We start from the raw sequence: 23,976 nt of genomic DNA on the forward strand, positions 1-23,976 counted from the left end.
GTGAACAGCAGGCCATCAAAGCCGATCCGGTCGCGGATGATATCCTGAACCACAGTTTTCGACAGCGTCGACGGGGTCTCTGCGTCCCAAGCGGTAAACAATAAATGCCCGGTCATCCCCATCACAGCCTTGTTCAGCGTCTGGAAAGGAGCGAGGTCCACTTGCAGCTCTTCGTCGCTGGCGGTCACCGTCGGCAAGGCCTTGTGCGTGTCAACACTCGTCCGGCCATGGCCAGGTAGATGTTTGACCACACCGACCACGCCGCCGCGCTGCAGACCGTCGAGGATTGCACGGCCGAGAGCCGCGACCCGCATCGGTTCGCTGCCCAGAGCGCGGTCACCGATGACATTATTGGCGTCCGGCTGGCGGACATCGAGCAGCGGCAGGCAGTCGACGGTAATGCCAACTTCCCGCATGCTGACCGCAATCGCCTGCGCATTGAGACGCGCCGCCTCAATCGCGGTTGCCGGGGCAATATCATAGATCTTGTCGAAGACTTCACCGGCGGGGAATTTGGGCCAGATGGGCTCCTGCATCCGCGCCACACGGCCGCCCTCCTGATCGATCAGGATCGCCAGATCATCGCGGCCATGGATCGCGCGCAGCTCGTCGGTCAGCGCCCTTAGCTGGGTCTTGCTTTCAATGTTGCGGCCGAAAATGATATAGCCCGCCGGGTCGCTTTCGCGGAAAAACGCCTTCTCGGAAGCGGTCAGGCTCAGGCCCGTCAATCCAAAAACCGCCGGTGTCATAGCCATGGGAATTTTTTCTCACGCAACATATCTTATACTTGCGCCGTTTCGGAGCGGGGTAAAGGCGAAAGCGCCGTTATCCACAGCGCTTCAACCATATTTCGTCCCGAACTAGCGAACGACGAGGCAGCTTTCACCCGCGGCCTTGAGATTATTACACAATTGCTGGGCCGCCTCATAGCTTGGGGCGACCGCGTTCAGCCGGTAAATCGTCCCGCCGTCAACGGTGCCGCGAAGAATTTTCTTCGGGAGCGCGCCGATCGATTCAAACCGCCGCGCATAGCCAGACCAGCTGCCATCCGCGAGGCTCGCCGAACTATAGGCGCCAAGCTGGACCAGGGCCGTGCCCGCGCTTTCTGACGCGGGTGCAGCGTCGGGCTTGCGAATCGGTGCTTCTGTTTGCACGGTACCGCCCAATTGCGCCGGCGTGTCCTTGCCTTCGCTGGCCGCGAAGCTGGCATCGCCTTCGCCTTCAAATTGCCGCGCCTGCGGATCATCGGGACGGACCTTATAGTCGCCTTCCTGCGCCGCGATCAATTCGCCATTGCCGTCGAGCCCGCCGCCGTCGCGGTTCTGCAGCCAGTAAATGCCGCCAACGATCGCCGCCAGCAACAGCAAGCCGGCACCGATGAACAGCGCCACCCGGACCGGAGAATATTCTCCGTCATCGTCATAATCTTCGGCTGATTCCAGCCACGGCAGACGGTCATCGTCGTCCAGATCAAGATTATCGCGAGTGGTGTCTGACATTTTACGCTCCATAAGCCAAAGGGCTAATCACATCGATTCTGCGGCCTCGACGCCCATCAGAGCAAGGCCGTTTTTGATAGTCTGCCCGATATTCTTGGCTAAGAAAAGCCTTGCCGATGTCGTTTCCGGGTCGTTAACCATTATGATCCGCTTCTCAGGCCGGTCATTGCCCAGATTATAAAAGGCGTGAAAAGCGGCCGCGAGGTCATTCAGATAGAATGCGACTCGGTGCGGTTCGCGCGAAGCCGCCGCGGATTCGACAATCCGCGGGAATTGCGCCGCCATCTTGACCAGGTCGAGTTCCTCTTCGCCCAACCCGTCCAGACCGTCGGCTGACGGCAAAATGCCTTCGTCCGCCGCTTTGCGCAAAGTCGACTGGATGCGGGCATGGGCATATTGAACATAGAAGACAGGATTGTCGCGAGACGCCTCCATCACCTTGGCAAAATCAAAGTCCATCTGGGCATCGGCCTTGCGCATCAACATGGTGAAACGCACGGCATTTTTGCCGACTTCCTCGACCATATCGGCGATGGTGACGAAATTACCCGAGCGTTTGGACATTTTTTCTGGCTCGCCGTTGCGCAGCAACCGCACCATCTGCACCAGCTTCACATCAAATTTGGTTTTGCCTTCGGTCAGCGCCGCGACCGCAGCCTTGATCCGTTTAACGGTCCCGCTGTGATCAGCGCCCCAGATATCGATCAGCTCGTCTGCTGTTTGCGCTTTTTCAAAATGATAGGCCAGATCACCACCAAAATAGGTCCAGCTTCCGTCGGACTTCTTGATCGGGCGGTCCTGATCATCGCCAAATTGCGTCGACCGGAACAGCGGCAGTTCGACCGCTTCCCAGTCCTCGATCACCTTGCCCTTGGGTTGCTCCAGCACCCCGTCATAGACCAGATCGCGGGACCGCAGCTCCGCTTCGGCAGCGTCCGCCTTGCCCGCAGCATGCAGCTCGGCTTCGGAAGAGAAAACATCGTGCCGGATGCCGAGCAGGGCGAGATCCGAGCGGATCATATCCATCATCTTGGCAACCGCCGCCTTGCGGAAAATCAGCAGCCATTCGGGTTCTGCGGCATCTTTATATTTAGCGCCAAATTCGGCGGCCAAAGCTTCACCGACCGGCTTCAGATAGTCGCCCGGGTAGAGTCCCTCGGGTATCGCGCCAATATCGTCACCGAGCGCTTCGCGATAACGCAAATGCGCCGAACGGGCGAGCGTGGCGACCTGCGAGCCGGCATCATTGACATAATATTCGCGGATCACCTTGTGACCGACAGCCTCCAGCAAATCGGCCAGCGCATCGCCGACAACCGCACCCCTGCAATGGCCCATGTGCATCGGGCCGGTTGGATTAGCGGATACATATTCGACATTGACGGTGATGCCCTTGCCCTTGTCCGAGCGCCCATATTCCGAACCCAGTCGGGCGATTTCCAGCAGTTCGCCGACCAGAACGGGTGCAGCAACCCGCAGGTTGATAAATCCGGGACCGGCAATATCAACCGATTGCACATCGTCGAGCGTGCCCAGTTTTTCCGCGATTTTTTCCGCCAGATCGCGTGGCTTCATGCCGGCGGCTTTTGACAAGACCATGGCGGCGTTGGTCGACAGATCGCCGTGCGACGGGTCGCGAGGCGGCTCCAGAGTGACATTGGAACGGTCAATACCGGCCGGCAAAACCCCGGCTGCGGTTAGGTCATCCAAAATAGCATCAATATGTTTCTGAAAAATCTGGAACAGCATGATTGGCTCAATTCGTCATAGGAAAAAAGGCCCGGGTTGATCGGGCGCGATTATTCGTCAATTCAGGCTACCCTATCGGGTGGCGTTATATTGCAATTGTGCCTGGGTAAGCTGAAAACCGATCAGCAGCTCGAAAGAAGACCGTGCAACAGCCGCCCGAATGGCTGGATCGGCCAGCGGATCAAGCGCCGCATCGGGGTCTCCGGCCTTGCGCTTGCGGGTCAGGCGTTCGATCACATCTTCCGGCAAACGTGCGGCTGAGGCGTCGACATAGGCCCCGGCCTTGGCCGAAGCAGTCGCACGATAGTCGCCGTCGGCGAATTGCAGCGTCACAGTTTTGATTCGCTTGGCGACCACCGCAGTGCCGCCTTGAACCACAGTAGAGAAATAGGGGACGGTAATCGTGCGCGCACCGGTCGGACGGCTCCGCACGGCACGGATGTCGAAAGCCGCTTCTGTATAAATCCGCGCGCCTTCGCTGTTGCAGGTCGGCCGGACATTGGTGATGTTCGCGACCACATCGATGGCACTTGCATCGGTGCTGTTCACCGGATCGAAAATGGTGATGTCACCGGTATGGTCGGGAACCGCGACCGCAGGACAACCCGTCCGGATTACCGAAACACCAACGCCCGAGCTGACGTCAAGCGCGCCTTCTCTGGCACATCCGCTGACAGCCAAAACCGTGACCGCCGCCAATATTATTTTTTTCAACCGGCCATTCGCCATCATTCTCAATCCTTGCCTTTGGTCACGGGCAACACACATAGGCTTCATGCGCACCGATAAAAATCTCGCAACCCTTATCTGTGCCTTTAAGGCGGTGCAACCGTCCATAAGATGAACAGACGGGCTTTTCGCCGCTGCAGTTATTCCCTAAGGACTTGAACATGATTCATTCGGATAAGCAAAAACGGCAGATTGACTTGCTTGTGGCAACGCCTCGCGGCTTTTGTGCAGGCGTCGACCGGGCTATAAAAATCGTCGAACTGGCGATTAAAAAATATGGTGCACCGGTCTATGTCCGGCACGAAATCGTTCACAACCGCTATGTGGTTGATGAATTGAAGAAGCTGGGTGCGATATTTGTCGAAGAGCTGGACGAGGTACCGGACGGTGTCCCGGTGGTATTTTCTGCTCATGGCGTTCCCAAGGCAGTGCCGCATAAAGCCGAAGAGCGCGGGCTGGAATATCTCGATGCGACATGCCCCCTGGTGTCCAAGGTGCATCGTCAGGCTGAACGACAAACCGAAGCGGGCCGCCATATCATATTCGTGGGCCATGCCAACCACCCCGAGGTCATCGGTACCTTCGGTCAGGTCGAAGAAGGCCGGATGACTTTGGTGGAAACGCTCGCCGATGTAGATGCGCTGCGGCCGGAGGATCCGGAATCACTCGCTTTTCTGACCCAGACGACCTTGTCGGTCGATGACACGCGCGCCATCGTCGATGCACTGCAACTGCGCTTTCCCAACATTGTCGGACCGAAAGGCGAGGATATTTGCTACGCCACTTCCAACCGTCAGGATGCGGTGAAAGAAATGGCAAAATCGTGCGAACTCGTGCTAGTCATCGGTGCTCCGAACAGCTCGAACAGCTTGCGCCTTGTAGAAGTCGCCGAACGCGGAGGTGCTGCAGCCAGATTGATCCAGCGCGCCGATGAAATCGACTTGGCCTGGCTGGCCGGCATCAACAAGCTGGGATTGACCGCAGGTGCCTCGGCTCCCGAGATTCTGGTGCAAGAAGTCAAGCTACTGCTGGAAGAACATTTCGAAATCAGAGAGGAAAAGGTGAAGACCGCCGACGAGAATATGGTCTTCAAACTGCCCCGCGGTCTCGAAGCGGCCTGATGGCGGTCTATACGAAGGTCAGCGCAGAGGAAATCGGCCGGTTCCTGACCCGTTTCGACGTCGGCACTCTGGTGTCCGCCAAAGGGATTGCCGAAGGCGTAGAGAATAGCAACTATCTGCTGGAAACCACGCAGGACCGGTTCATTCTGACCCTATACGAGAAGCGGGTCGATCCGGTTGACCTGCCGTTTTTTATCGCGATGCTCGATCATCTGGCGGCCCAGGGCTGCCTCGTGCCGCCAATGATCGCCGACCGCGACGGCGAGAAAGTCCAGAAACTCTGCGGGCGCAGCGCCTGCCTGATAAAATTTCTTCCCGGCGTATCGGTGAGTCACCCCACGACGGCGCAAGCCCGTGCGACGGGTCATGCATTGGGGGACATGCATAAAGCGCTTGCGGATTTCAGGCCGGAACGGCGCAATATTCTCGATCATGATGGCTGGCGGTCACTGGCGGAACAATGCGGCCCCGCGCAGCTCGACCAGATTGCCCCCGGCCTGGCCGAGGCGATTGTGCGAGAACTCGATCATCTCGATCAATATTGGCCGAACGCCCTGCCCCGATCCGCTATCCATGCCGATCTTTTCCCCGACAATGTGCTGATGCTCGGTGACCGGGTCACAGGCCTGATCGACTTTTATTTTTCGTGTACCGATATCCGCGCTTATGATCTGGCGGTGACTCACGCGGCCTGGTGCTTTTCCGACGATGGCACGGATTTTCACGATGCCGTATCGCGAGCTTTGATCGCCGGATATGTTTCAGCCTTCGCGCTCAGCGACGCCGAACGACAAGCCCTTCCCTTGCTTGCTCGCGGCGCGGCGCTTCGGTTCCTGCTGACGCGGGCCTATGACTGGATCAATACCCCCGCCGATGCGCTGGTGACCCGCAAGGATCCCCAGGCCTTTCTCGAACGGCTGCAATATTATCAAACCCACCCGGATATTTTCAAACCATGACCGAAACGCAAACCGTGGAGATCGCGACCGATGGCGCGTGCAAGGGCAATCCCGGGCCGGGTGGCTGGGGTGCATTGATCCGCCTTGGTGACAAGGAAAAGGAAATTTCAGGTGGCGAGCCGGATACGACCAACAACCGCATGGAATTGCGCGCTGCGATCGAGGCGCTCAACGCGCTGACCCGGCCCTGCAAGGTGAAGCTGTCGATCGACAGCACCTATGTGAAAGACGGGATTACCAAATGGATTTTTGGCTGGCAGAAAAACGGTTGGCGGACCGCCGCCAGAAAACCGGTCAAAAATGCGGATCTCTGGCAGGATCTGTTAAAGGCGGTCGAGCGCCACCAGATCGAATGGCACTGGGTCAAAGGCCATAATGGCGACCCAGACAACGAGCGCGCCGATCAATTGGCGAGCGACGCTGCTATTGAAGCCGCCCGCAGCAATCACAATGACTAGCTATTGTCTTCGATGTCAGCTTTAGGTCCGTTTTTCAGGATCGAGCTTATCGCGTTTTTGGCGCTGGCCTTGCTGGAATAGCCTTCGGTCGAGAAAATCACTTCGCTATTATATTTGAAGCGAACCCTAAACTCGCCTTTCTTGTCCTTCCAGATTTCAAACTTGTGCGCCATTTCGATGCTCTCCTTTTCTCGAGTGGCCAGAAACATAGACCCTCAGACCGGTAGCGCAACGATCCGGTTGTAAAACGTTGTTTCCTAGGAAAAGCGCGAAGCCGCGTAAAGCCTGGCATCGACAGCGTGAAGGCTTTCATCGGCCGCCTGGCCGAGCAGAATCGAACGGGCCAGTTTCGCCGCCGCCGGGGCGGTCTGGATTCCGAAACCACCTTGCCCGGCGAACCAGAAGAAATCGCTGGCCGCCGAATCAAAACCGATCACCGGCAAGCGATCCGGAGCAAAACTGCGCAGGCCGGCCCATTTCCGGCTGACCCGCTTGACCTGCACATCCACAGCTTTTTCAAACCGGTCGATGGCGATCGCAATGCTCAATTCGTCCGCTGCCACATCGCCGGGCTCGGACGGAATTTCGTCGTGCGGACTGAGCCAATAGCTGCCACCCGATTCCGGTTTGAAATAGAAACTGCCATCCAGGCCCACGACCAGCGGCATGTCCGGCGATGAAGGCGGGTCGGTTTCGATCTGGACCATGTTGCGGATTAACGGCTGGATACCGATCGGTTTTACGCCTGCCAGACGGGCGATAGAATCCGCCCAGGCACCGGCGGCATTGACCAGCACCGTCGCGTGGTAGCGTTCACTCCCGGCGACCACCTCCCAGCCGTGATCCGTTTTCTGGATCTGGGTAACCGGTGCCCGGCAGACCATATCCACGGTCTTGCGCCTGGCATCTCTCAAATAGGCCCCATGAAGGCCAGCAACATCGATGTCACAGCAGTCCGGCTCATAGACTACATGATTCCATATCGGCTTCAGATCGGGAACAAGGGATCTTGCCTGTTCCCAGGACCAGTGGTCCATGGCCAGATTGCTGTCGGCGAAATCGTCAAGAAACTGTTGGGCTAGACCTTGCTGGTCTTCCCGGGCGACATTGACCGCGCCGCGAGGGCGCAGGAATCCGGACGGCGAAAAATCGGTCGGCGGATTGTCCAGAAAGGCCCGTGACGCGGACGTCAGTGGCTGAACGCGAGGGCCGCCATAGGTTTCGGTCCAGAAAGCAGCTGAGCGACCCGTAGAATGATAGCCGGGATGATCTTCGGCTTCGAGCAGCAGAACCGAACGATCCGCGCCGATTTCCGAGGCGATGCTGGCTCCGGCTATCCCGGCACCGATTATGACAACGTCAAACTGTGTCATTTTTGGGGGGCCACCCGGTCGAGAAAAGCAAAACAGGCGTCAAGCGCGGCATCGCGGACATCGTCCACTTCCCGAAATATCTCATGGGCGGATTCCGGACCGAACAGCTTCATCTCGGCCTCCGGCATCAGATGGACCGCGCGTTCGATGGTCGGGTGATCGACGAGTTCGTCGGTTGATGTCGCCAATATAAGAGTCGGGATATCCATCCCCATCAGCCTGCGCCGGTTCCGCAATATTCTGGTCGAAGCATAAGCCCGTTCGACCCAGCGCCAGCTCGCTGGTCCCAGTCGTACGAAGGGGCGCTCCCGGAACCAGAAAAACTCGTCCGAATACCGGTCAGCGTCATGGGTCAGCAAGCCCTGCCGGGGGACGTAGGGTTCCAGTGGATTTTCTATCGGTTTCCATGCACGCCGTTCGGCGCGACCGGCGACGCACATGATCCTGGCGATCAATTGTGCCGTCCATTCGGGCATGCCGCCGCCGGCCGGGGCAAGCATCGGCGCGCTCAATATGGCGGCATCGGGATGAATAAGTTTCTCGGTCAGCGCCCGCAGCACCAAATGTCCGCCCATGCTGTGGCCAAGCACAATATGCGGTCCGGGATGGCTGGCGCGCCATTGATCAAACAGCGCCGCCAGATCACCCACCCATGTCGCGAAATCATCGATATGACCGACATGCGGATGTGCTCCACAACGCCCCGAACCCCCTTGCCCGCGCCAGTCGACAGTGGTTACGTTCCAACCGCGCGCGTGAAAATCGTGAAATGTTTCCAGATATTTTTCGTAGAAGTCTGCGCGCCCGGTCATGAACAAGAGCGAACCTCTCGGCCTGTCCTGCCGCCAGTCCAATTGCCTGAATTTCCAGTCATCGGGTCCGATCCAGATCTGTTCTATTGCGCCTTCCGGAATCGACCGGCGATCAAAGCGCTCAGCCTGCGAGGCTGTCACATCACGCTTTGTCATTGTCACAGTGTCGGAAAATAAGAACCGCTCCGGGAATCGTGGTTACTATTTGGTAAGGCAAATTAGCTAGACGGTCTGTCCATGGATAATGAAACCTTCATCTACTTGCTCTGGGGCGGATTGGCAATTGCACTGATCGTCGCCACCATCACAGACATCAAAAGCCGCCATATATCAAACTGGCTGAATCTGGGCATTGCTGTCGGTGCACCGCTCTTCTGGATCGCCACCGGCATGGAGTTTTGGCCGGAAATGGTCGGACAAATTGGTTTGGCTGCCATCATATTTACCATATTTGCCGCAATGTTCGCAATCGGTGCGATGGGCGGAGGCGACGTCAAACTGCTGACAGCCCTTGCTTTGTGGATGCATTGGCTGACGTTTCTCGAACTGCTGGTGATCATGTCGATCGCCGGGGGCGTGCTGACGCTGTTAATGATGATCGGCAAGAGAATCCAAAAGACCGATGGTCCATTGAAGGTTCCCTATGGTGTTGCCATCGCCTTTTCGGGGCTTTGGACCATCTGGGGCATTGTGGGGCAAAGATCACAAACGATATTTTAACCAATTTACTCGAAAGAGGAAATGACCGCCAATGGAACCATTCGGGCGGGGGCATTCAGGAGGCGTGAGACGTCATGGACAAGAAGAAGATCATTTTGCTGGTTGGCGCACTGATCGTGGCAGCAGTCACGGCCTTGCTCGCCAAGAACATGTTTGACGGTGCCTCAGCGCCGCAAGCGGAGGCAAGGAAAGCCGAAGTGCTTGGTGAGGAAGTCCTCGTCGCAACTCGCGCGCTTCCGGTCGGCACAATTATCACGCCCGACAGCTTCCGATTCCAGCCCTGGCCGAAAAACCTGATTGAAGAAGTCTATTTCATGAAGGAAGGCACCGATATTGAAACGCTTGTCGGCACCGTGGTGCGCAATCCGATCACTGCCGGCCAGCCGATGACCAAAGGCTCGCTCGTTGCGCCTGGTGATCGCGGCTTCCTTGCCGCTGCGCTCGGCCCCGGAATGCGCGCAGTCACCATTCCTGTATCGGGACTGACCGGTGTCGCCGGCTTCGTATTCCCGGGTGACCGGGTCGATTTGATGCTGACCCAGTCGGTTAAGGGTGAAGGTCCCGAACTCAAGGTTTCGGAAACCGTGATCCGCAACCTGCGGGTGCTGGCCACCGATAACCGGGTAACCGCATCCACGAACGAAGAAGGTCAACAGGTCGCCAAGAAAGCAAAACTGGTTACCCTGGAAGCCACCCCGAAAATCGCCGAGCAGATCTCGGTCGCCCAGACTTTAGGTACTTTGAGCCTGTCTTTGCGTTCGCTGGCAGACAGCGCCGCCGAGCTGGAAGAAGCCATTGCCTCTGGAGCGATCAAACTGCCGAAAACGGACGACCCGGTGCTTGAAGCCGACATGATCCGTTCGCTGGCTGCGCGACCAAGCAGCACAAAATCAACCTTCTCGACCGGAGGAGACGTATCGCGCTTTGAAACGCGTTCACCTCCGCCGCTGGCCGAGAAGGAGAAACCTAAAGGTCCGGTAGTCCGCGTTGCACGTGGCAATTCGGTCGATGAAATCGAGTTTGGAGACAAGTAATGGCCGTAGTATATGCACAGCATAGCCGTTCGGTGAAAAAGGCAATGGGCGCTGCCGTAGCTGCCGCCCTCGCCCTGGCCCTCGCTGCCAACAACGCGACTCCGCTGAACGCCCAATCTGTCAATGTGTCACAGCCGGATAGCCGCATTTCGATTGCGGTTGGCCGTGGCAAGCTGATCACCCTGCCCGCTCCGATTGAAGATATCTTCATTGCCGAGAATAGCATTGCCGATGTCCAGGTACGGTCACCGCGTCAGATCTATATTTTCGGGAAAAAAGGCGGCCAGACCAGCTTTTATGCAACCAGCGCCTCCGGCAAAGTTGTCTACTCCGCTGAAGTTGCGGTTGGTGCCGAAATTTCTTCGATTGACCAGATGCTTGGCCTGGCAATGCCGGAAGCAAACATCGCGGTCAGCACGACAAATAATTTCGTTTTGCTAACCGGGACCATCGCAAATCCGAGTGATGCGGAAGAAGCGGAAAATCTGGTGCAGGCTTTTGTCGGTGACGGCACGCGTGTCGTCAGCCGCCTGAAAACGGCAACCCCGATGCAGGTCAACCTGAAGGTCCGGTTTGCGGAAGTCAGCCGATCGCTGGCCAAAGAGATAAACGGCAACCTTTTGACCCGGGATACAACCGGTGGCTTTCAGTTCGGTGTTTCGCGCGGCCGCAATTTCGGCTCGATCACCGATTTCAATACAGCGGGCTTCCCCAATCTGGACGCATCGCAGCTGTTCGGCTTGCCGGCAGGCTCGATTTCCCTTCCGTTCAATCCGTCGACCGGCCAGTTCGTGACTCCGGGCGGAACACAGTTCAACACGACTGCGGGAGCCGGCCTCAACACCATACAAGCAGCGGGCCGCCTTTTCGGCATCGACATTGCCACCGCATTTGATGTTTCGGAACGGGTCGGTTTGGTGAGCACATTGGCATCGCCAAATCTGACCACTATATCGGGCGAAACCGCAACGTTTCTTGCTGGCGGCGAGTTCCCCATTCCAATTTCTACCGGACTGGGCGAAGTTTCCGTTCAATATAAGAATTTCGGTGTCAGCCTGTCTTACACGCCAACCGTGCTCTCCAACGGCCGGATCTCGATCCGCGTCGCACCGGAAGTTTCGGAAATTACCAGCAATGGTGCGGTCATCCTGAACGGCTTCAGTATTCCTGCGGTTTCCACCAGACGGGCCGAGACTACTGTCGAACTGGGATCGGGCGAAAGCTTCATGATCGCGGGCCTGATGCAGAATACGTACAACTCGGCTATCGACAAGACACCGGGCCTTGCTGATGTTCCGATCCTCGGTTCATTGTTCAAGTCCGACGGTTATCGCCGCAACGAAACCGAGCTGATGATCGTCGTTACCCCTTATCTGGTAAAACCGGTAAGCGACAGCGAGATCGTGCTGCCCACCGACGGCTTCAAGGCCGCCAATGATGCAGAACGGTTCCTGATGAACCGCAATCATTCCGGTTCCGGCGGCGATCGACCAAAACCGAGTCTCGCGCCAACTGCACCCGAAGGACAGACCTTCGGCAGCCTGGCACCGCCAGCTCCGGCCAAATCAGCCCAGAAACCCAAGAAATCCGGCAGTGCAGCTCCCGGTTTCAGCTTCGACAAATAAGCCCGATCAGGAGAACAGATCATGCGCATCGTTTCAATGGCACTAACTACCGCCCTCGGGCTCTCGGTTGCAGCTTGTGGCAGCACCACCGCGAACCGCAGCGTCTATAGCGAACGCCAGCCAGTTGTTTCCAGAACGGACTATGTGCTGGACCTGAGCGCCGGCAACGGCGGCTTGTCTTCATCGGAGCAAAACCGGCTCTCCGGCTGGTTTGACGCTCTTGAACTTGGCTATGGTGATCGCGTTGCGATCGATGATCCAGGCTATGCTGCAAGCACCGTGGCCAAGAACGCTGTCGAAGCCATTGTCGCTCGCTATGGTCTGCTGGTCAGCGAAAAAGCGCCGGTTACCGAAGGTTATGTTCCGGCTGGCTTGATGCGGGTTGTTGTGTCGCGGACTTCGGCTTCGGTGCCGGGATGCCCCGATTTCAGTCATCGCAGTCACACGGATTTTCAGGCGCGCACGAGCGCCAATTATGGTTGCGGAACGAACAGTACCCTGGCCGCAATGGTTGCCGATCCGGATGATCTGATCCGCGGCAAAAACGCCCCAGGTGAAGATCAGGCGCAAGCTTCCAAAGCTATTCGAGCCTATCGCGACAAGAAAGTTGGAGGACAATAATGAACGCTCCCTTTAAACCAGGCTCGATCGGTGGACGAGATCCGTTTGCCGGATTTGTATGCGATGACGATACCTTGGACATGCTTCGCCCGGTAGTTGAAGAAATGGGTTGGGCAGGCGACAAATGTAACATGGGCGGGCTGCGCAATGCCGTGCAAACCCTTTCCGTGTCTGCCAGCCCCAATATCTTGCTGGTCGACCTGTCGGAATCGGGCGATCCATTAAACGATATCAATTCGCTGGCCGAGGTCTGCGAACCGGGTACGGTTGTGATTGCCATGGGCCAGGTCAATGACGTGCGCCTATATCGCGACCTGATTGTCAGCGGCTTGCAGGACTATCTTCTGAAGCCCTTCACACCGGACCAGCTGCGTGATGTATTATCCCAGGCGCAAGCGGTACTCAACGCTCCGAAACACGATGACGGGCAAACAGAGAAAACGCATATTTCAACCGCGGTGATCGGTACCCGTGGTGGCGTTGGAGCTTCAACCATTGCCACTTCGCTCGCCTGGTTGCTCAGCCAGGAGAAGGAACGCCTGACCGCGTTGCTCGATCTCGATGTCCATTTTGGAACCGGTGCGCTTTCGCTGGACCTGGAACCTGGCCGCGGTCTTACCGATGCAATTGATAATCCCAGCCGGATCGATGGCCTGTTCATTGAACGCGCCATGATCAAGGCCAACGACAAATTGTCGCTGCTTTCGGCGGAAGCACCGATCAACTCGCCGATGATGACCGACGGCACCGCTTTCTTCCAGCTACAGGAAGAATTCCGTGCGGCCTTCGATTGCACCGTAATCGATTTGCCACGCGACATGCTGATCAACTATCCGCATCTCCTCGGCGATGTGAACGCGACGATCATCGCAACCGAACTGACTCTGGCTTCGGCCCGCGACTGCATCCGTTTGCTGTCCTGGCTGAAATCTCACGCTGCCCAGAGCAAGGTCTATGTCGTTGCCAACAAGGTGCAATCCAGCAATCTGGAAATCAGCCGTCAGGATTTCGAAAGCTCCATCGAGCGCAAGATCGACATCCTTATTCCCTATGATGCCAAAACTGCAGCGCAATCTGCCAAATTGGGTCAAGCACTGGTCGAAGCCGGCAAGTCGAGCAAAGCCTCGGCCAAAATTGTCGAGTTGACCAATCTCGTGCTCGGTTCCGTAGAGGGTAGCGACGACGACGGCGAAGCCGGTGACAAACAATCGTTCATGGGCAAGCTTGGCGAACTGAAGTCATTTCTCCCGTCGAAGAAAATCAAGGAAGAGGCTCCTAAAGTCTGAAGCAGGTGCAAACGTTCTTCAGCTTAAAAGGAATTAGACTATGGGTATGATGCAAATTGCGATATTGGGTGCTGGTGTTCTAGCGGTGTTGCTGCTGATCCTGTTTGCATTCGTCGGCCCATCAGTGGCCCAGGCAAAGACGCGTCGGCTCGACAAAGTCAAATATCGCCATTCCGACAGCGCCAACGTCCAGGTCGAGGCACAAATGAAAAAAGCGCTCTCTGCGCGGCGCAAAACTACGCGCCCCAAGGGCGAAACCATGACCAAGATGGAGATTCTGGCAATCCGGTTGGAGAAAACAGGCAAGCGCTGGCCGCTGTCCTATTTTTTCTACGCGGTCGGCGGAATTTTTGTGATCCTGTTCGGATTGCTGATGCTCAAAGGCGCTCCTCTTCTACTGGCTGTAGCAGTCGGCCTTTTCGCCGGTGCCGGATTGCCGCATTTCATTGTCGGATTCCTGATCAACCGCCGGGTTGCCAAATTTACCGCTTCCTTTCCCGATGCCATCGAGCTGCTCGTCCGCGGTCTGCGTTCAGGCTTGCCGGTCACCGAAACAATCGGCGTCGTCGCCAAGGAAATCGGCGGACCCGTTGGCGAGGAATTCCAGAAGGTCGTCGACCGGATCAAGATCGGCCAGACGATGGAAGACGCGCTTCAGGAAAGCGCAAAACGCATGGAAACGCCGGAATTCAAATTCTTCTGCATCACGCTGGCAATTCAGCGCGAGACCGGCGGCAACCTTGCCGAGACCCTGTCTAACCTGGCCGAGGTACTGCGCAAACGCGGACAGATGAAGCTCAAGATCAAGGCCATGTCCTCTGAATCCAAGGCATCTGCCTATATCGTGGGGTCATTGCCATTCATCGTGTTCGGGCTGGTTTACTCTGTGAACCCGACATATCTGGCCGGTTTTTTCTACGAAGAACGTTTGATCATCGCCGGCATGGGCGGGCTGGTGTGGATGAGCATTGGCGTGTTCATCATGGCCAAAATGGTCAATTTCGAGATTTAAAGTGAAGGTGCAAGTCAAATGACAACCGGCGGCGGACCAACATTAATGGGCGTAGACGTCCTGTGGGTGGCGACAATATTGGCGGCTGTCGCGGCAACGGCAGTATTCTTTGCAATCTACGCCGCTGTCACAGTGCGCGACCCGATGGCCAAACGGGTCAAGGCGCTGAACGAGCGCCGTGAACAGTTAAAGGCTGGCATCACCGCCTCGACCACCAAGAAACGGGCAAAACTGGTACAGCAAAATGATACGACGGACCGCATGCGCAATATGCTGTCGTCGATGCAGGTATTGCAGGATACCCAGGTCAAGGAAGCGCAGCAGAAACTGGCACAAGCCGGTATCCGTTCGAAGGATCTGGCCTTTGTCATCATTTTCAGCCGGCTTGTTTTGCCGATCCTCCTGGGTGGTGGCGCAGCGCTGGCCATATACGGTTTTGACTATCTCGCCGACTGGTCCGACATAAAACGCTTTGGAGTGTTCGCCGGTGCGACGCTTCTCGGCTACAAGGGCGCGGATTTATATCTCAACAACCTGATCTCCAAACGAACCGACCTGATCCGCAAAGGTCTGCCCGATGCCATCGATCTGCTGGTGATTTGTGCGGAAGCAGGCCTTACGGTCGACACCGCCTTTGCCCGGGTTTCCAAAGAACTCGGCAGCGCTTATCCGGAGCTGGCCGATGAATTTTCGCTGACTTCGATCGAACTGGGCTTCCTTACGGAACGGCGTCAGGCGTTTGAAAACCTCGCCTATCGCGTGGCTCTTGACCATGTCAAAGGCGTGGTGACAACAATGATCCAGACCGAAAAATACGGTACACCACTGGCGTCCTCCCTGCGGGTTCTCTCGGCAGAATTCCGCAACGACCGGATGATGCGCGCGGAAGAAAAAGCAGCGCGCTTGCCGGCCATTATGACGATCCCGCTGATCATGTTCATTCTGCCGACCTTGTTCATCGTGATTCTCGGTCCTGCGGCCTGCTCGATCTCCGATGCCATGTTGTAACGGGAAACAAACTTCAAAAAACCAAGAGAGCGGCAGTCCCCTGCCGCTCTTTTTCATTCCGCCGCGATGGCGTCAGCCGATTTCTTTATCTTCGCCAGCATGGCGGCCAGTTCGATTTTCTCATCCGCGCCGAGCACCGCCATGACTTTCTTTTCCATGGCCTGCGCGGCGGGCATTATCTGGTCATAGAGGTCGCGTCCCGTGGTGCTCAGCAACAGATGATGGGACCGGCCGTCGGCGCTGTTGGGGCTGCGGTCGAGCAAGGCGCGATCGACGAGATTCTTTACTGCCCGGTTGACGGTCACCTTGTCCATCAATGTCGCCTCAACCAGATGCCGCTGGGTCGAAGCGCCGCGGGAACCCAGCACAGCCATCACCCGCCATTCCGGAATTTTGAGACCAAAGCGGCTCTTATATTCGCGCGCAATCAGGTCACTGACGGCATTGGAAGCCGTCGATAGTTGGTAGGGCAGAAAATCATCAAGACGAAAGGTCATAAGTAATATTTATTCAATTTTGGCGCGAAGTCCAATCCAAAATGTCCGTGGAAAGGCGCGTTCTATAATTGCGTTGCTGCTGATCGCAGCCTCTACGCGAGTGTCGAGAAGATTTTCAATCCGTGTTTCGACCAGCAGCCGGTCACTGACGGCAATTGCCATGCGACCATCGATCGTGAACGCGTCGGCCAGGCTGAGCACATTCACATCATCCTCGAACTGCTGTCCGGTATAGCGTGCCGACAGGCTTGCTCCGGTGCCGTTATCGCCTTCCCAGCGGATGGACCCCGACGCGTTATGCCTGGGGATCTGGGCCGGTCGCAAACCGTCGATCGCGGTTGCAGTCCCGGTACCGTTGACCTCGGCATCGACGTAGGAATAGGCGGCGCGTAATGTCAGGCCGTCAGCCAGTTCATTGAGATCGAACTCGGCGTCGATTTCGACGCCTCTGGATTTGATTGCCTCCAGATTCTGGCGTTGACTGTAAGTCCCGTCCGCCCCGACAAATCCGACGCCCGGAAACAGTCCCGGACCGTTTGCAAGCGTTATATTGGCAATCGCGTTATCCAGCTGATTGTAAAAGGCGGTGAAGCCCAGCTTTATATTTCCATTATCCCAGTCGAGCCCGAGCTCTACGCCTTTGACCCGCTCGGGTTCGAGCAGTTCATTGGCTGCCGTCGCATCGGCGCCGACCCTGAAAGGCCGGAACAACTCGTTCAATGTCGGCAGACGCCAGCCGAGATAGGCCGCGCCGCGCAAGGTGAGCATATCGGTCGCGTCAAAGGCAAAACCACCGCGTCCAGTGAATTCACCGCCGCTGCGGCTGGCAAACACCTCGTCGCTACGGACGGCGCCCGGAACAGGATTGATCAGTTCGATTTCGCGGCGGAAACCATTGTCGATCGACCAGAAGTCGATCCGTCCGCCACCGGTCAGGACCAGCGCGTCGCTCGCCTGCACACTGGCTTCGACAAAACCGCCATAGGTCGCTGTGCTGCCACCTGCCCTGCGGCTACGACGCGGAGTGTCATTGTCGGCGAAGAAGAAATTCTCGTTGGTGATCCCCTCGGTCCGGCGCCAGTCGCCACCGATACGCAGTTCGACATCGTCACCAACCGGAGGTCGTACCTCAAAGCGCGCGCCAAGACCGGTGGATGGCACGTTAAATTGTTCGAATACGCGGCTGACCGCATTGCGATCATCATCGACGCCGCCAAAGCTGACATCGAAATTGCGGATCTGGAGATAGGCGAGAGCCGACCATTGCCAGTCAGATGTGCGGTCGACCAGCCGGATGCTGGCATCCGCGCCGTCATTGTGGTTTTCGCTAAACGCAAATCCGCGCTCGCGATCATCGGTGAAGGCGCGGACATTGGTCTGCAATTCTACATTGTCGGACAGCGGCGCGACAAAGCGGACAGCAAGACCGGCCTGTTCATATTCTGCCGGGCGATCGACCGAACCGCGCTGGCCTTCGATGATCGGAATGAAGCCGTCACCACGTGCATAATTAGCGGAAATGGTCAGCTGTCCCTGCCCGAGTTCGCGGCCAAAAAGCAGATCGGCGTCGACGCTGTTGCGGCTGCCATAGGCAGCGCCCAGTTCGATCCGGTCACCGACATTGTCGCTGAACAATTCGATGGTTCCGGAAATCGCGCCCTGTCCGTCGGCACCGCTGCCGCCGCCACGTGTAATTCTGGCGCTATTGAGCGCAAGCGCATCATAGCCGGGCCACGCGACCCAGCCACCGAAGGGATCGGCTTGCGGGACACCATCCAGTATCAGCAGCGCGCGGGACGACGCATTGCCGCCCAGTCCGCGCAGCGTCACACCCTGACTGGTTGGATTGGCAGAGCGTGCATCGGACCGGCGGAATTGTTGAAGTCCGGGTACATCACGCAACGTGTTTTCGACCGTTTGTGCCGAATCGAGCGAGACATCGGTCGCGCTATAAGCTTTATCGCCCCGCGAAGCTGGCAGTCCGGTAACAATAATCTCGGGCAAAAGCATATCGGCGATAACGATTTGGGCTTCGTCATTGCCGGCGTGAACCTGCCCCCAGGCAGGAACACTCGCCAAGCAGAACGGGACCAGTAACGGCAGCGCCAAAATCGATTTTTCCATTATGCTGGCTTCACCGCTTCCGGAGCCGCTTTCTGAAACGCCTCGATTTTGTTGCATGCGGCGTCAATCCGTACGAGTTTGGGAAAGGCTTTCAAGTCCGTATCAAGCCGCCGCGCGTTATACATTTGAGGGACCAGACAGACGTCGGCAAGATTGGGTTGCACGCCGCCGAACAGACCAGTTTCCGGCGCCATCGCTTCGAGAGCGACGAAGCCTTCTTCGACCCAGTGTCGGTACCAGCCATCGACGGCTTGCTGATCCTGCCCCAGTTCATTCTTGAGATATTTCAATATCCGCAGATTGTTGACCGGATGGATATCCGCCGCGATGACCATTGCCTGCGCGAGCGTGGTAGCCCGCTCCAGCGGATCGCTGGAAACCATCGGCGGGTCGTCATATTTTGCATCGAGATAGTCGATAATCGCCAGCGACTGGGTCAGATCATGCCCGTCAATCGACAGCATCGGCACAAAACCCTGCGGGTTCCGCGCGACATAATCCGGCGCCTTTTGATCGCCGTCGAGCAGACTTGTGTTTACTGCGGTATAGGCAACGCCCTTGAGGTTGAGCGCGATGCGCACCCGGTAGCTCGCCGAGCTGCGCCAATAGTCGTAGAGAATAATATCGGTCATGCGCTGGCTTTGACGATTGCCCGGCTGAAATGCAAGCTTTGCTATCGTCCCGCTTCAGCGGAGAAGTTCAGGCTATCGAACCCGCATCGATCGAAATATCACCGCGCGATTCAATCGACACCGGACGCCCCATCCGCTTTGCCAATTCCTCCAAAAGCGACGGTTTCATCCTGTTCGCCACCGCAGGATGCATCACCAGCCGCATGGCACCTTTGCCGCGATCCCGCTCCGCCTGCCGCAGCAGTTTCAGCGCGGCATTGATCGAGCGACTGGCCTGCATGATTTCCAGCACCGATGGCCGGACCTTGCGGCTGACAATCTGCATGAAACCAAAGCCATTGATCGCCGTGCGCTCGCAATTTGTTGTCATACATTCGTCGAAGATAGCGGTGGCTGCGGCGCGCTCTGCCTTGGCTTCGAGCGTGGGGAAATCGATACCGATATTGCCGGATATGTCGAACCGCACCAAAGCCAGAGCGATTTCATTCGCTGCCCGCTTTGCCAGTTCAAACGATGCCAGCGGCCCGTCGACGTCAATCACCGTCATCGCTGGCGTCAGCGAAACGATAAGGCTCCCGCCCTCGAAATCGATTTGTCCGGTTTCTGTCTGTTCGATTGCTTCGTGCCAGCCATGCTGCGCGAAATGATCCACTTCATGGGCGTGGACCTGTTTGACCGGAAGGCCGGATGCGGTGATTTCTGCCAGCAAGTCAGGACCGTCGCCCAATATGCCGTCGATATCGGCGGGTTGCGCCTTGGCGCGCTTGGCCTGCCCGCCGCGCTCGGTTATCGCCGCGCGAACGATGACCACCCGGATCGTGGAACCTTCGGTCAGTCCCTTGGGGAGCGGTTGCAGCAAGGCTTCTTGCCCGTCAGGCAAAGTCACGATCCCGGATCTCCCTGCGGCCCATTGCCGGGTGAATGTCGCATCGACGACCGCACCGGCCCTTGCGCTTCCATCAGCGCGCTCGACCCGTATTTGCGCAAGCGTGTCATCATCCAGCCGCATGGCGCGGTTTTCGCCGATCCCGGCTTCGTAAAGCCAGCCATTTGCGAAATCAGCCAAGGGGATAGCCCGCGCTGATCAGCAGATTGCGGGTTTCATATAATGGTAGACCCATGATTCCGCTGTAGCTTCCCGACATCCAGGTGACAAAGGCTTCTGCCTGCCCCTGAATCGCATAGCCGCCAGCCTTGCCCTGGCCTTCGCCGGTGGCGATATAGGCTTCGATCTCGCGGGTCTCGAAACGCTTGAATTTGACGATACTGTCCGACAATTTGGTCCTCGCCGTGCCGTCGGCTGCAATCACGCAAACCGCCGACATCACATGATGCCGCCGCCCGCTGACCAGTTCGAGGAATTTGCGCTGTTCCGCCGCATCGCGGGCCTGCCCCAATATCCGGCGGCCCACGGCAACCGTAGTGTCTCCTGCGACCAGAACTTCCTGATCATTGCGTTCAACAGCGGCGGCCTTTTCCTGCGCCATGCGCAAGACATAGTCGCGCGGCAACTCGCTCTTGTGCGGGGCCTCGTCAATATCGGGTGAGATGATCCTGTCGGGTGTGACGCCGAGACGGCCGAGCAGTTCCAGACGACGCGGGCTCGATGAGGCGAGGACGAGTTTCATGGGAGGCAACGTCCTCTAAACCGTTCGGGCTGAGTTTGCCGAAGCCTTGTGCCACAATATGCCGCGTGCCGATAGCTGTCCTTCGACAGGCTCAGGACGTACGGCACTATGTCACTTGAAGCGATAGGTGATACGACCCTTGGTCAGGTCATAGGGGGTGAGCTCGACGAGCACTTCATCACCAACCAGTACACGGATGCGGTTTTTGCGCATCTTTCCAGCGGTATGTCCCAGAATCTCGTGGCCATTTTCCAGCTCGACCCGGAACATGGCGTTGGGGAGCAGTTCGCGAATCATCCCCTTCATTTCCAACAGTTCTTCTTTTGCCATATTGCGGTGCATTTTCCCTAGTATCGCGGCAATCCCGCGTGTTGCAGTGCGCCATAACGGCAAATGTCCAAAAAGGGAAGGATTAGCTGCATCTCCCGAAAATCATAACATATATGCCAAGGCAGCATTGCTCCTGCGACAATTTAATACAAAGAAAATATACCCCTAGCGCGTCTTACATGGCATTTCGGACATCTTCTCTTTCCCCTGTCCAGAGCTATTGAACCCGATCATGATTACTTCCCCACGATTGCTGTCCGCCTCCTCTCCCCTGGTTCTGGCAAGCATGCTGCTCTCAGCACCTGCCGCCGCCCAAATCACCGATTCAGATTCGGACTATCCCGATGAAGAAATCGTTGTCACGGCAGAACGGCCGCGCGGTGCCGTCGTCACCGAACTAGCGCCGGTTGTCGAACTCAGCGAAGCAGATATTGCCAGTTACGGTGCTTCGTCGGTTCAGGATCTGCTCGAGGCGATTTCTTCGCAGACCAGCTCGAGCCGCGGACGCGGCAGCGGACGACCGATTGTGCTGATCAATGGACAGCGCACTTCCGGATTCCGGGAAATCCGCGACCTGCCACCCGAAGCAATCCGGACTGTGCAGGTATTCCCCGAAGAGCTGGCATTGCAATATGGCTATCGACCGGACCAACGGGTGATCAATTTCATCCTCAAGGACAATTATACCGGGGTCAGCACCTCGGTGGAATATGGCGTTCCGACGCGCGGCGCGCAGGGCCGGTCCGAAGTCGAAACCACAGTCACCCGCATCGGCAGGAACAGCCGGGTCAATATCAATCTGGAATGGCAGAATAATACCGCGATAACCGAGAGCGAACGGGACATCATACAGGGTGCCGCGGGTGATCTGGTCAATCTGGGAGAATTCCGCACTTTGGTCGCGCCATCGGACAATGTGGAGCTCAATGCCAATTACAGCCGGAACTTCGACAATGGCATGTCTCTATCGCTGAACGGCGGCTATATATACGACAAATCCGACGGGCTTCTCGGACTGCCCAATGGCACCCTGGAGGTCGCCGGAGATCCGCTATTCCGCTATTTCACCCAATATGGCCCGCTCCACCGGGTACAGGAAAGCAATACAGCACAAGCGGGACTGACGCTCAACGGCACGCTTGCCGACTGGCGCTGGTCGCTGACCAGCGATTACACGCGCGAGCAGGTTGATACCGATACCGGCCGGTCCGGCGATACCAGCGTGCTGCAGGCAGCGATCGATGCGGGTACGGTCGATCCCTTGGCGGTCGATTTCGGGACATTGCTCGGCGCCCCTGTCACCGACACCGCCCGCGTGGTCGATCAGACCATCACCAATCTTGCCACGCTCTCCGGCAGCCTGCTCGACCTGCCCTCTGGCACCGTCACCACTACCATCCGCGCGGGCTATGACCGGGAGGATCTCAACAGCCGGGAAACGCGGAGCGGGATCAGCACCCTCACCGACCTCAGCCGCGATGAACTCAGCACCGGGATCAATATCGATATCCCGCTGGCCGATGAAAATATCGATGTCACCGAAGCCATCGGCAAGCTGTCGATCAACGGCAATCTCGGCTACGCCGACCTGTCCGACTTCGGCGGTCTTGTGGAATTTGGCTTTGGTCTTAACTGGGAGCCGTTTGACGGGCTGGTCTTCTCTGCCTCGGCGATCGGTGAAGAAGCTGCGCCGAGCATCGCCCAGCTGGGCAACCCCGTGATCATCACCCCGGATGTTACAGTCTTTGATTTCACCAACGGCGAAACCGTGCTGGCGGCGATCACCACCGGAGGAAATCTGGCACTACCCGCCGAAACCAGGCGGGATATCAAGCTGGCCGTCAATTATCGCCCGGAATGGCTCGACGGGATGACCTTTCTCGGCGAATATTTCCGCAACAACAGCACCAATGTCGCATCGAGCTTCCCCTTGCTGACTCCGGAAATCGAGGCAGCCTTCCCCGACCGGGTAACCCGCGATGCCAATGGCCGCTTGATCGCGATTGACCGTCGCCCGGTCAACTATGCCAATGTCAGCAGCGAACGGATCCGCTACGGCATCGATTTTTCAAAGCGCTTTGGCGAGCAGCGCGGCGGTGGCAGAGGCGGACCGGGCGCAGCATCGCGACGATCCGCGCCAGAAGCGCCTGCCGGTCAGCCGGAAGGTGAAAAGCCGCCGCAAGACGGAACTCCTGAGAGCGGGGCAACTGAAGGTGGAACAGCTGCACGATCAGGTCCGCCAAGTGGCGGTCGCGGAGCCGGCGGCCGTCCGAGAGGCGGGCGCTGGCAGCTTTCCGCCTATCACACCATCCGCCTCGAAGACCGCATCCAGATCCGTCCCGGCATCGACGAGCTGGATCTGCTCAATGGTTCGGCGATCGGTTCAACCGGCGGCAGCCCGCGACACGAGTTCGAGATCAATGGCGGCTGGTTCAACAATGGCATCGGCTTCCGCGTTGACGGCAAGCATCAGGTCGCTACCCGGGTCAATGGCGGGCTGACCGGTTCCGACCTGCGCTTTTCCGACCTGACGACGCTCAACCTGCGGATGTTTATCAACCTCGATGATCGCGGCAGTCTGACCGAAAAGATTCCGTTCCTCAAAGGCAGCCGGATTGCGCTCAGGATGGACAATGTCTTCGACGATATCCAGACCGTCCGCGACGGCAACGGCCTGATCCCGCTCAGCTACCAGCGCGGTTTTGTCGATCCGGTCGGGCGCTATGTCGAAATTGATTTCAGGAAACGGTTTTGACGCA

General features: G+C 57.5%; 24 protein-coding genes. 11 read left to right on the plus strand and 13 right to left on the minus strand.

The annotated features are described in order from the left end of the window. The 4 genes from WBM93_RS11135 to WBM93_RS11150 form a co-directional block, all read right to left on the minus strand. Nucleotides 1–749 (minus strand): glycoside hydrolase family 3 N-terminal domain-containing protein (locus tag WBM93_RS11135; RefSeq protein WP_424431888.1); only part of this gene is annotated, 749 nt, incomplete at its 3' end. A gap of 111 nt (nucleotides 750–860) precedes the next feature. Continuing rightward, entirely contained in the window at nucleotides 861–1,499 is a 639-nt protein-coding gene (locus tag WBM93_RS11140; RefSeq protein ID WP_424431846.1) for an SPOR domain-containing protein, read from the minus strand. Between the two features lie 27 nt (nucleotides 1,500–1,526). Next, nucleotides 1,527–3,251: an arginine--tRNA ligase gene (gene argS / locus WBM93_RS11145; protein WP_424431890.1), complete on the minus strand. Its 1,725-nt coding sequence runs from the start codon at nucleotides 3,249–3,251 to the stop codon at nucleotides 1,527–1,529. 69 nt (nucleotides 3,252–3,320) lie between these two features. Continuing rightward, the gene (locus tag WBM93_RS11150; protein WP_424431848.1) at nucleotides 3,321–3,980 is read right to left on the minus strand and encodes a hypothetical protein; all 660 of its coding nucleotides are present in this window, start codon (nucleotides 3,978–3,980) and stop codon (nucleotides 3,321–3,323) included. A gap of 158 nt (nucleotides 3,981–4,138) precedes the next feature. On the opposite strand from WBM93_RS11150, the gene ispH reads away from it, so the two are divergent. The 3 genes from ispH to rnhA are packed head-to-tail and all read left to right on the plus strand — an operon-like array spanning nucleotide 4,139 to nucleotide 6,515. Beyond that, nucleotides 4,139–5,098: a 4-hydroxy-3-methylbut-2-enyl diphosphate reductase gene (ispH, locus tag WBM93_RS11155; protein WP_424431850.1), complete on the plus strand. Its 960-nt coding sequence runs from the start codon at nucleotides 4,139–4,141 to the stop codon at nucleotides 5,096–5,098. After that, entirely contained in the window at nucleotides 5,098–6,057 is a 960-nt protein-coding gene (gene thrB, locus WBM93_RS11160) for a homoserine kinase (RefSeq protein WP_424431852.1), read from the plus strand. The genes ispH and thrB overlap by 1 nt, the downstream gene beginning before the upstream one ends. Then, entirely contained in the window at nucleotides 6,054–6,515 is a 462-nt protein-coding gene (rnhA, locus tag WBM93_RS11165) for a ribonuclease HI (protein WP_424431854.1), read from the plus strand. The genes thrB and rnhA overlap by 4 nt, the downstream gene beginning before the upstream one ends. On the opposite strand, the gene WBM93_RS11170 is transcribed toward rnhA, so the two are convergent. The 3 genes from WBM93_RS11170 to WBM93_RS11180 form a co-directional block, all read right to left on the minus strand. Then, entirely contained in the window at nucleotides 6,512–6,688 is a 177-nt protein-coding gene (locus WBM93_RS11170; RefSeq protein ID WP_424431856.1) for a YegP family protein, read from the minus strand. The two genes, rnhA and WBM93_RS11170, sit on opposite strands and share 4 nt — an antisense overlap. A gap of 84 nt (nucleotides 6,689–6,772) precedes the next feature. Then, the gene (locus tag WBM93_RS11175; RefSeq protein ID WP_424431858.1) at nucleotides 6,773–7,888 is read right to left on the minus strand and encodes an NAD(P)/FAD-dependent oxidoreductase; all 1,116 of its coding nucleotides are present in this window, start codon (nucleotides 7,886–7,888) and stop codon (nucleotides 6,773–6,775) included. Further along, nucleotides 7,885–8,856, minus strand: coding sequence for an alpha/beta fold hydrolase (locus WBM93_RS11180; protein ID WP_424431859.1), 972 nt, complete (start codon nucleotides 8,854–8,856; stop codon nucleotides 7,885–7,887). Before WBM93_RS11180 ends, WBM93_RS11175 begins: the two co-directional genes overlap by 4 nt. 81 nt (nucleotides 8,857–8,937) lie before the next feature. On the opposite strand from WBM93_RS11180, the gene WBM93_RS11185 reads away from it, so the two are divergent. The 7 genes from WBM93_RS11185 (at nucleotide 8,938) to WBM93_RS11215 (ending at nucleotide 16,006) form a co-directional block, all read left to right on the plus strand. Continuing rightward, complete coding sequence (locus WBM93_RS11185) at nucleotides 8,938–9,420, plus strand: A24 family peptidase (protein ID WP_424431860.1); 483 nt, start codon at nucleotides 8,938–8,940, stop codon at nucleotides 9,418–9,420. A 74-nt stretch (nucleotides 9,421–9,494) separates the two neighbouring features. Next, nucleotides 9,495–10,454: a Flp pilus assembly protein CpaB gene (cpaB, locus tag WBM93_RS11190; RefSeq protein ID WP_424431862.1), complete on the plus strand. Its 960-nt coding sequence runs from the start codon at nucleotides 9,495–9,497 to the stop codon at nucleotides 10,452–10,454. Then, nucleotides 10,454–12,079: a type II and III secretion system protein family protein gene (locus WBM93_RS11195; RefSeq protein ID WP_424431864.1), complete on the plus strand. Its 1,626-nt coding sequence runs from the start codon at nucleotides 10,454–10,456 to the stop codon at nucleotides 12,077–12,079. The genes cpaB and WBM93_RS11195 overlap by 1 nt, the downstream gene beginning before the upstream one ends. 21 nt (nucleotides 12,080–12,100) lie before the next feature. After that, nucleotides 12,101–12,700, plus strand: a complete 600-nt coding sequence (locus WBM93_RS11200; RefSeq protein ID WP_424431866.1) for a CpaD family pilus assembly protein — start codon at nucleotides 12,101–12,103, stop codon at nucleotides 12,698–12,700. Next, nucleotides 12,700–13,986, plus strand: a complete 1,287-nt coding sequence (locus tag WBM93_RS11205) for a pilus assembly protein CpaE (RefSeq protein ID WP_424431868.1) — start codon at nucleotides 12,700–12,702, stop codon at nucleotides 13,984–13,986. The genes WBM93_RS11200 and WBM93_RS11205 overlap by 1 nt, the downstream gene beginning before the upstream one ends. 40 nt (nucleotides 13,987–14,026) lie before the next feature. After that, nucleotides 14,027–14,998, plus strand: a complete 972-nt coding sequence (locus WBM93_RS11210; RefSeq protein WP_424431870.1) for a type II secretion system F family protein — start codon at nucleotides 14,027–14,029, stop codon at nucleotides 14,996–14,998. A gap of 18 nt (nucleotides 14,999–15,016) precedes the next feature. Further along, entirely contained in the window at nucleotides 15,017–16,006 is a 990-nt protein-coding gene (locus tag WBM93_RS11215) for a type II secretion system F family protein (RefSeq protein WP_424431872.1), read from the plus strand. A gap of 53 nt (nucleotides 16,007–16,059) precedes the next feature. Here WBM93_RS11215 and WBM93_RS11220 read toward each other — a convergent pair whose 3' ends face one another. From WBM93_RS11220 to infA, 6 genes are all read right to left on the minus strand, one after another. Continuing rightward, nucleotides 16,060–16,503, minus strand: coding sequence for a MarR family winged helix-turn-helix transcriptional regulator (locus WBM93_RS11220; protein WP_424431874.1), 444 nt, complete (start codon nucleotides 16,501–16,503; stop codon nucleotides 16,060–16,062). Nucleotides 16,504–16,512: 9 nt separating this feature from the next. Beyond that, nucleotides 16,513–18,627, minus strand: coding sequence for a TonB-dependent receptor (locus WBM93_RS11225; protein WP_424431876.1), 2,115 nt, complete (start codon nucleotides 18,625–18,627; stop codon nucleotides 16,513–16,515). Then, nucleotides 18,627–19,259: a maleylacetoacetate isomerase gene (gene maiA, locus WBM93_RS11230; RefSeq protein WP_424431878.1), complete on the minus strand. Its 633-nt coding sequence runs from the start codon at nucleotides 19,257–19,259 to the stop codon at nucleotides 18,627–18,629. The genes WBM93_RS11225 and maiA overlap by 1 nt, the downstream gene beginning before the upstream one ends. Nucleotides 19,260–19,326: 67 nt before the next feature. Continuing rightward, nucleotides 19,327–20,325 carry a ribonuclease E/G gene (locus tag WBM93_RS11235; protein WP_424431880.1) on the minus strand — a complete coding sequence of 333 codons (999 nt, stop codon included), beginning with the start codon at nucleotides 20,323–20,325 and terminating at the stop codon, nucleotides 19,327–19,329. After that, nucleotides 20,318–20,887, minus strand: a complete 570-nt coding sequence (locus WBM93_RS11240) for a Maf family protein (protein ID WP_424431882.1) — start codon at nucleotides 20,885–20,887, stop codon at nucleotides 20,318–20,320. The genes WBM93_RS11235 and WBM93_RS11240 overlap by 8 nt, the downstream gene beginning before the upstream one ends. Nucleotides 20,888–20,998: 111 nt before the next feature. Next, nucleotides 20,999–21,217 (minus strand): translation initiation factor IF-1, encoded by a 219-nt coding sequence (gene infA, locus WBM93_RS11245; RefSeq protein WP_424431884.1) that lies wholly within the window; start codon nucleotides 21,215–21,217, stop codon nucleotides 20,999–21,001. Between the two features lie 232 nt (nucleotides 21,218–21,449). Here infA and WBM93_RS11250 point away from each other — a divergent pair, with 232 nt between their 5' ends. Continuing rightward, complete coding sequence (locus WBM93_RS11250) at nucleotides 21,450–23,972, plus strand: hypothetical protein (protein WP_424431886.1); 2,523 nt, start codon at nucleotides 21,450–21,452, stop codon at nucleotides 23,970–23,972. Nucleotides 23,973–23,976: the final 4 nt, after the last annotated feature.

Origin of the sequence: Parasphingorhabdus sp. (assembly GCF_049667325.1) — a bacterium.
GTDB lineage: Bacteria > Pseudomonadota > Alphaproteobacteria > Sphingomonadales > Sphingomonadaceae > Parasphingorhabdus.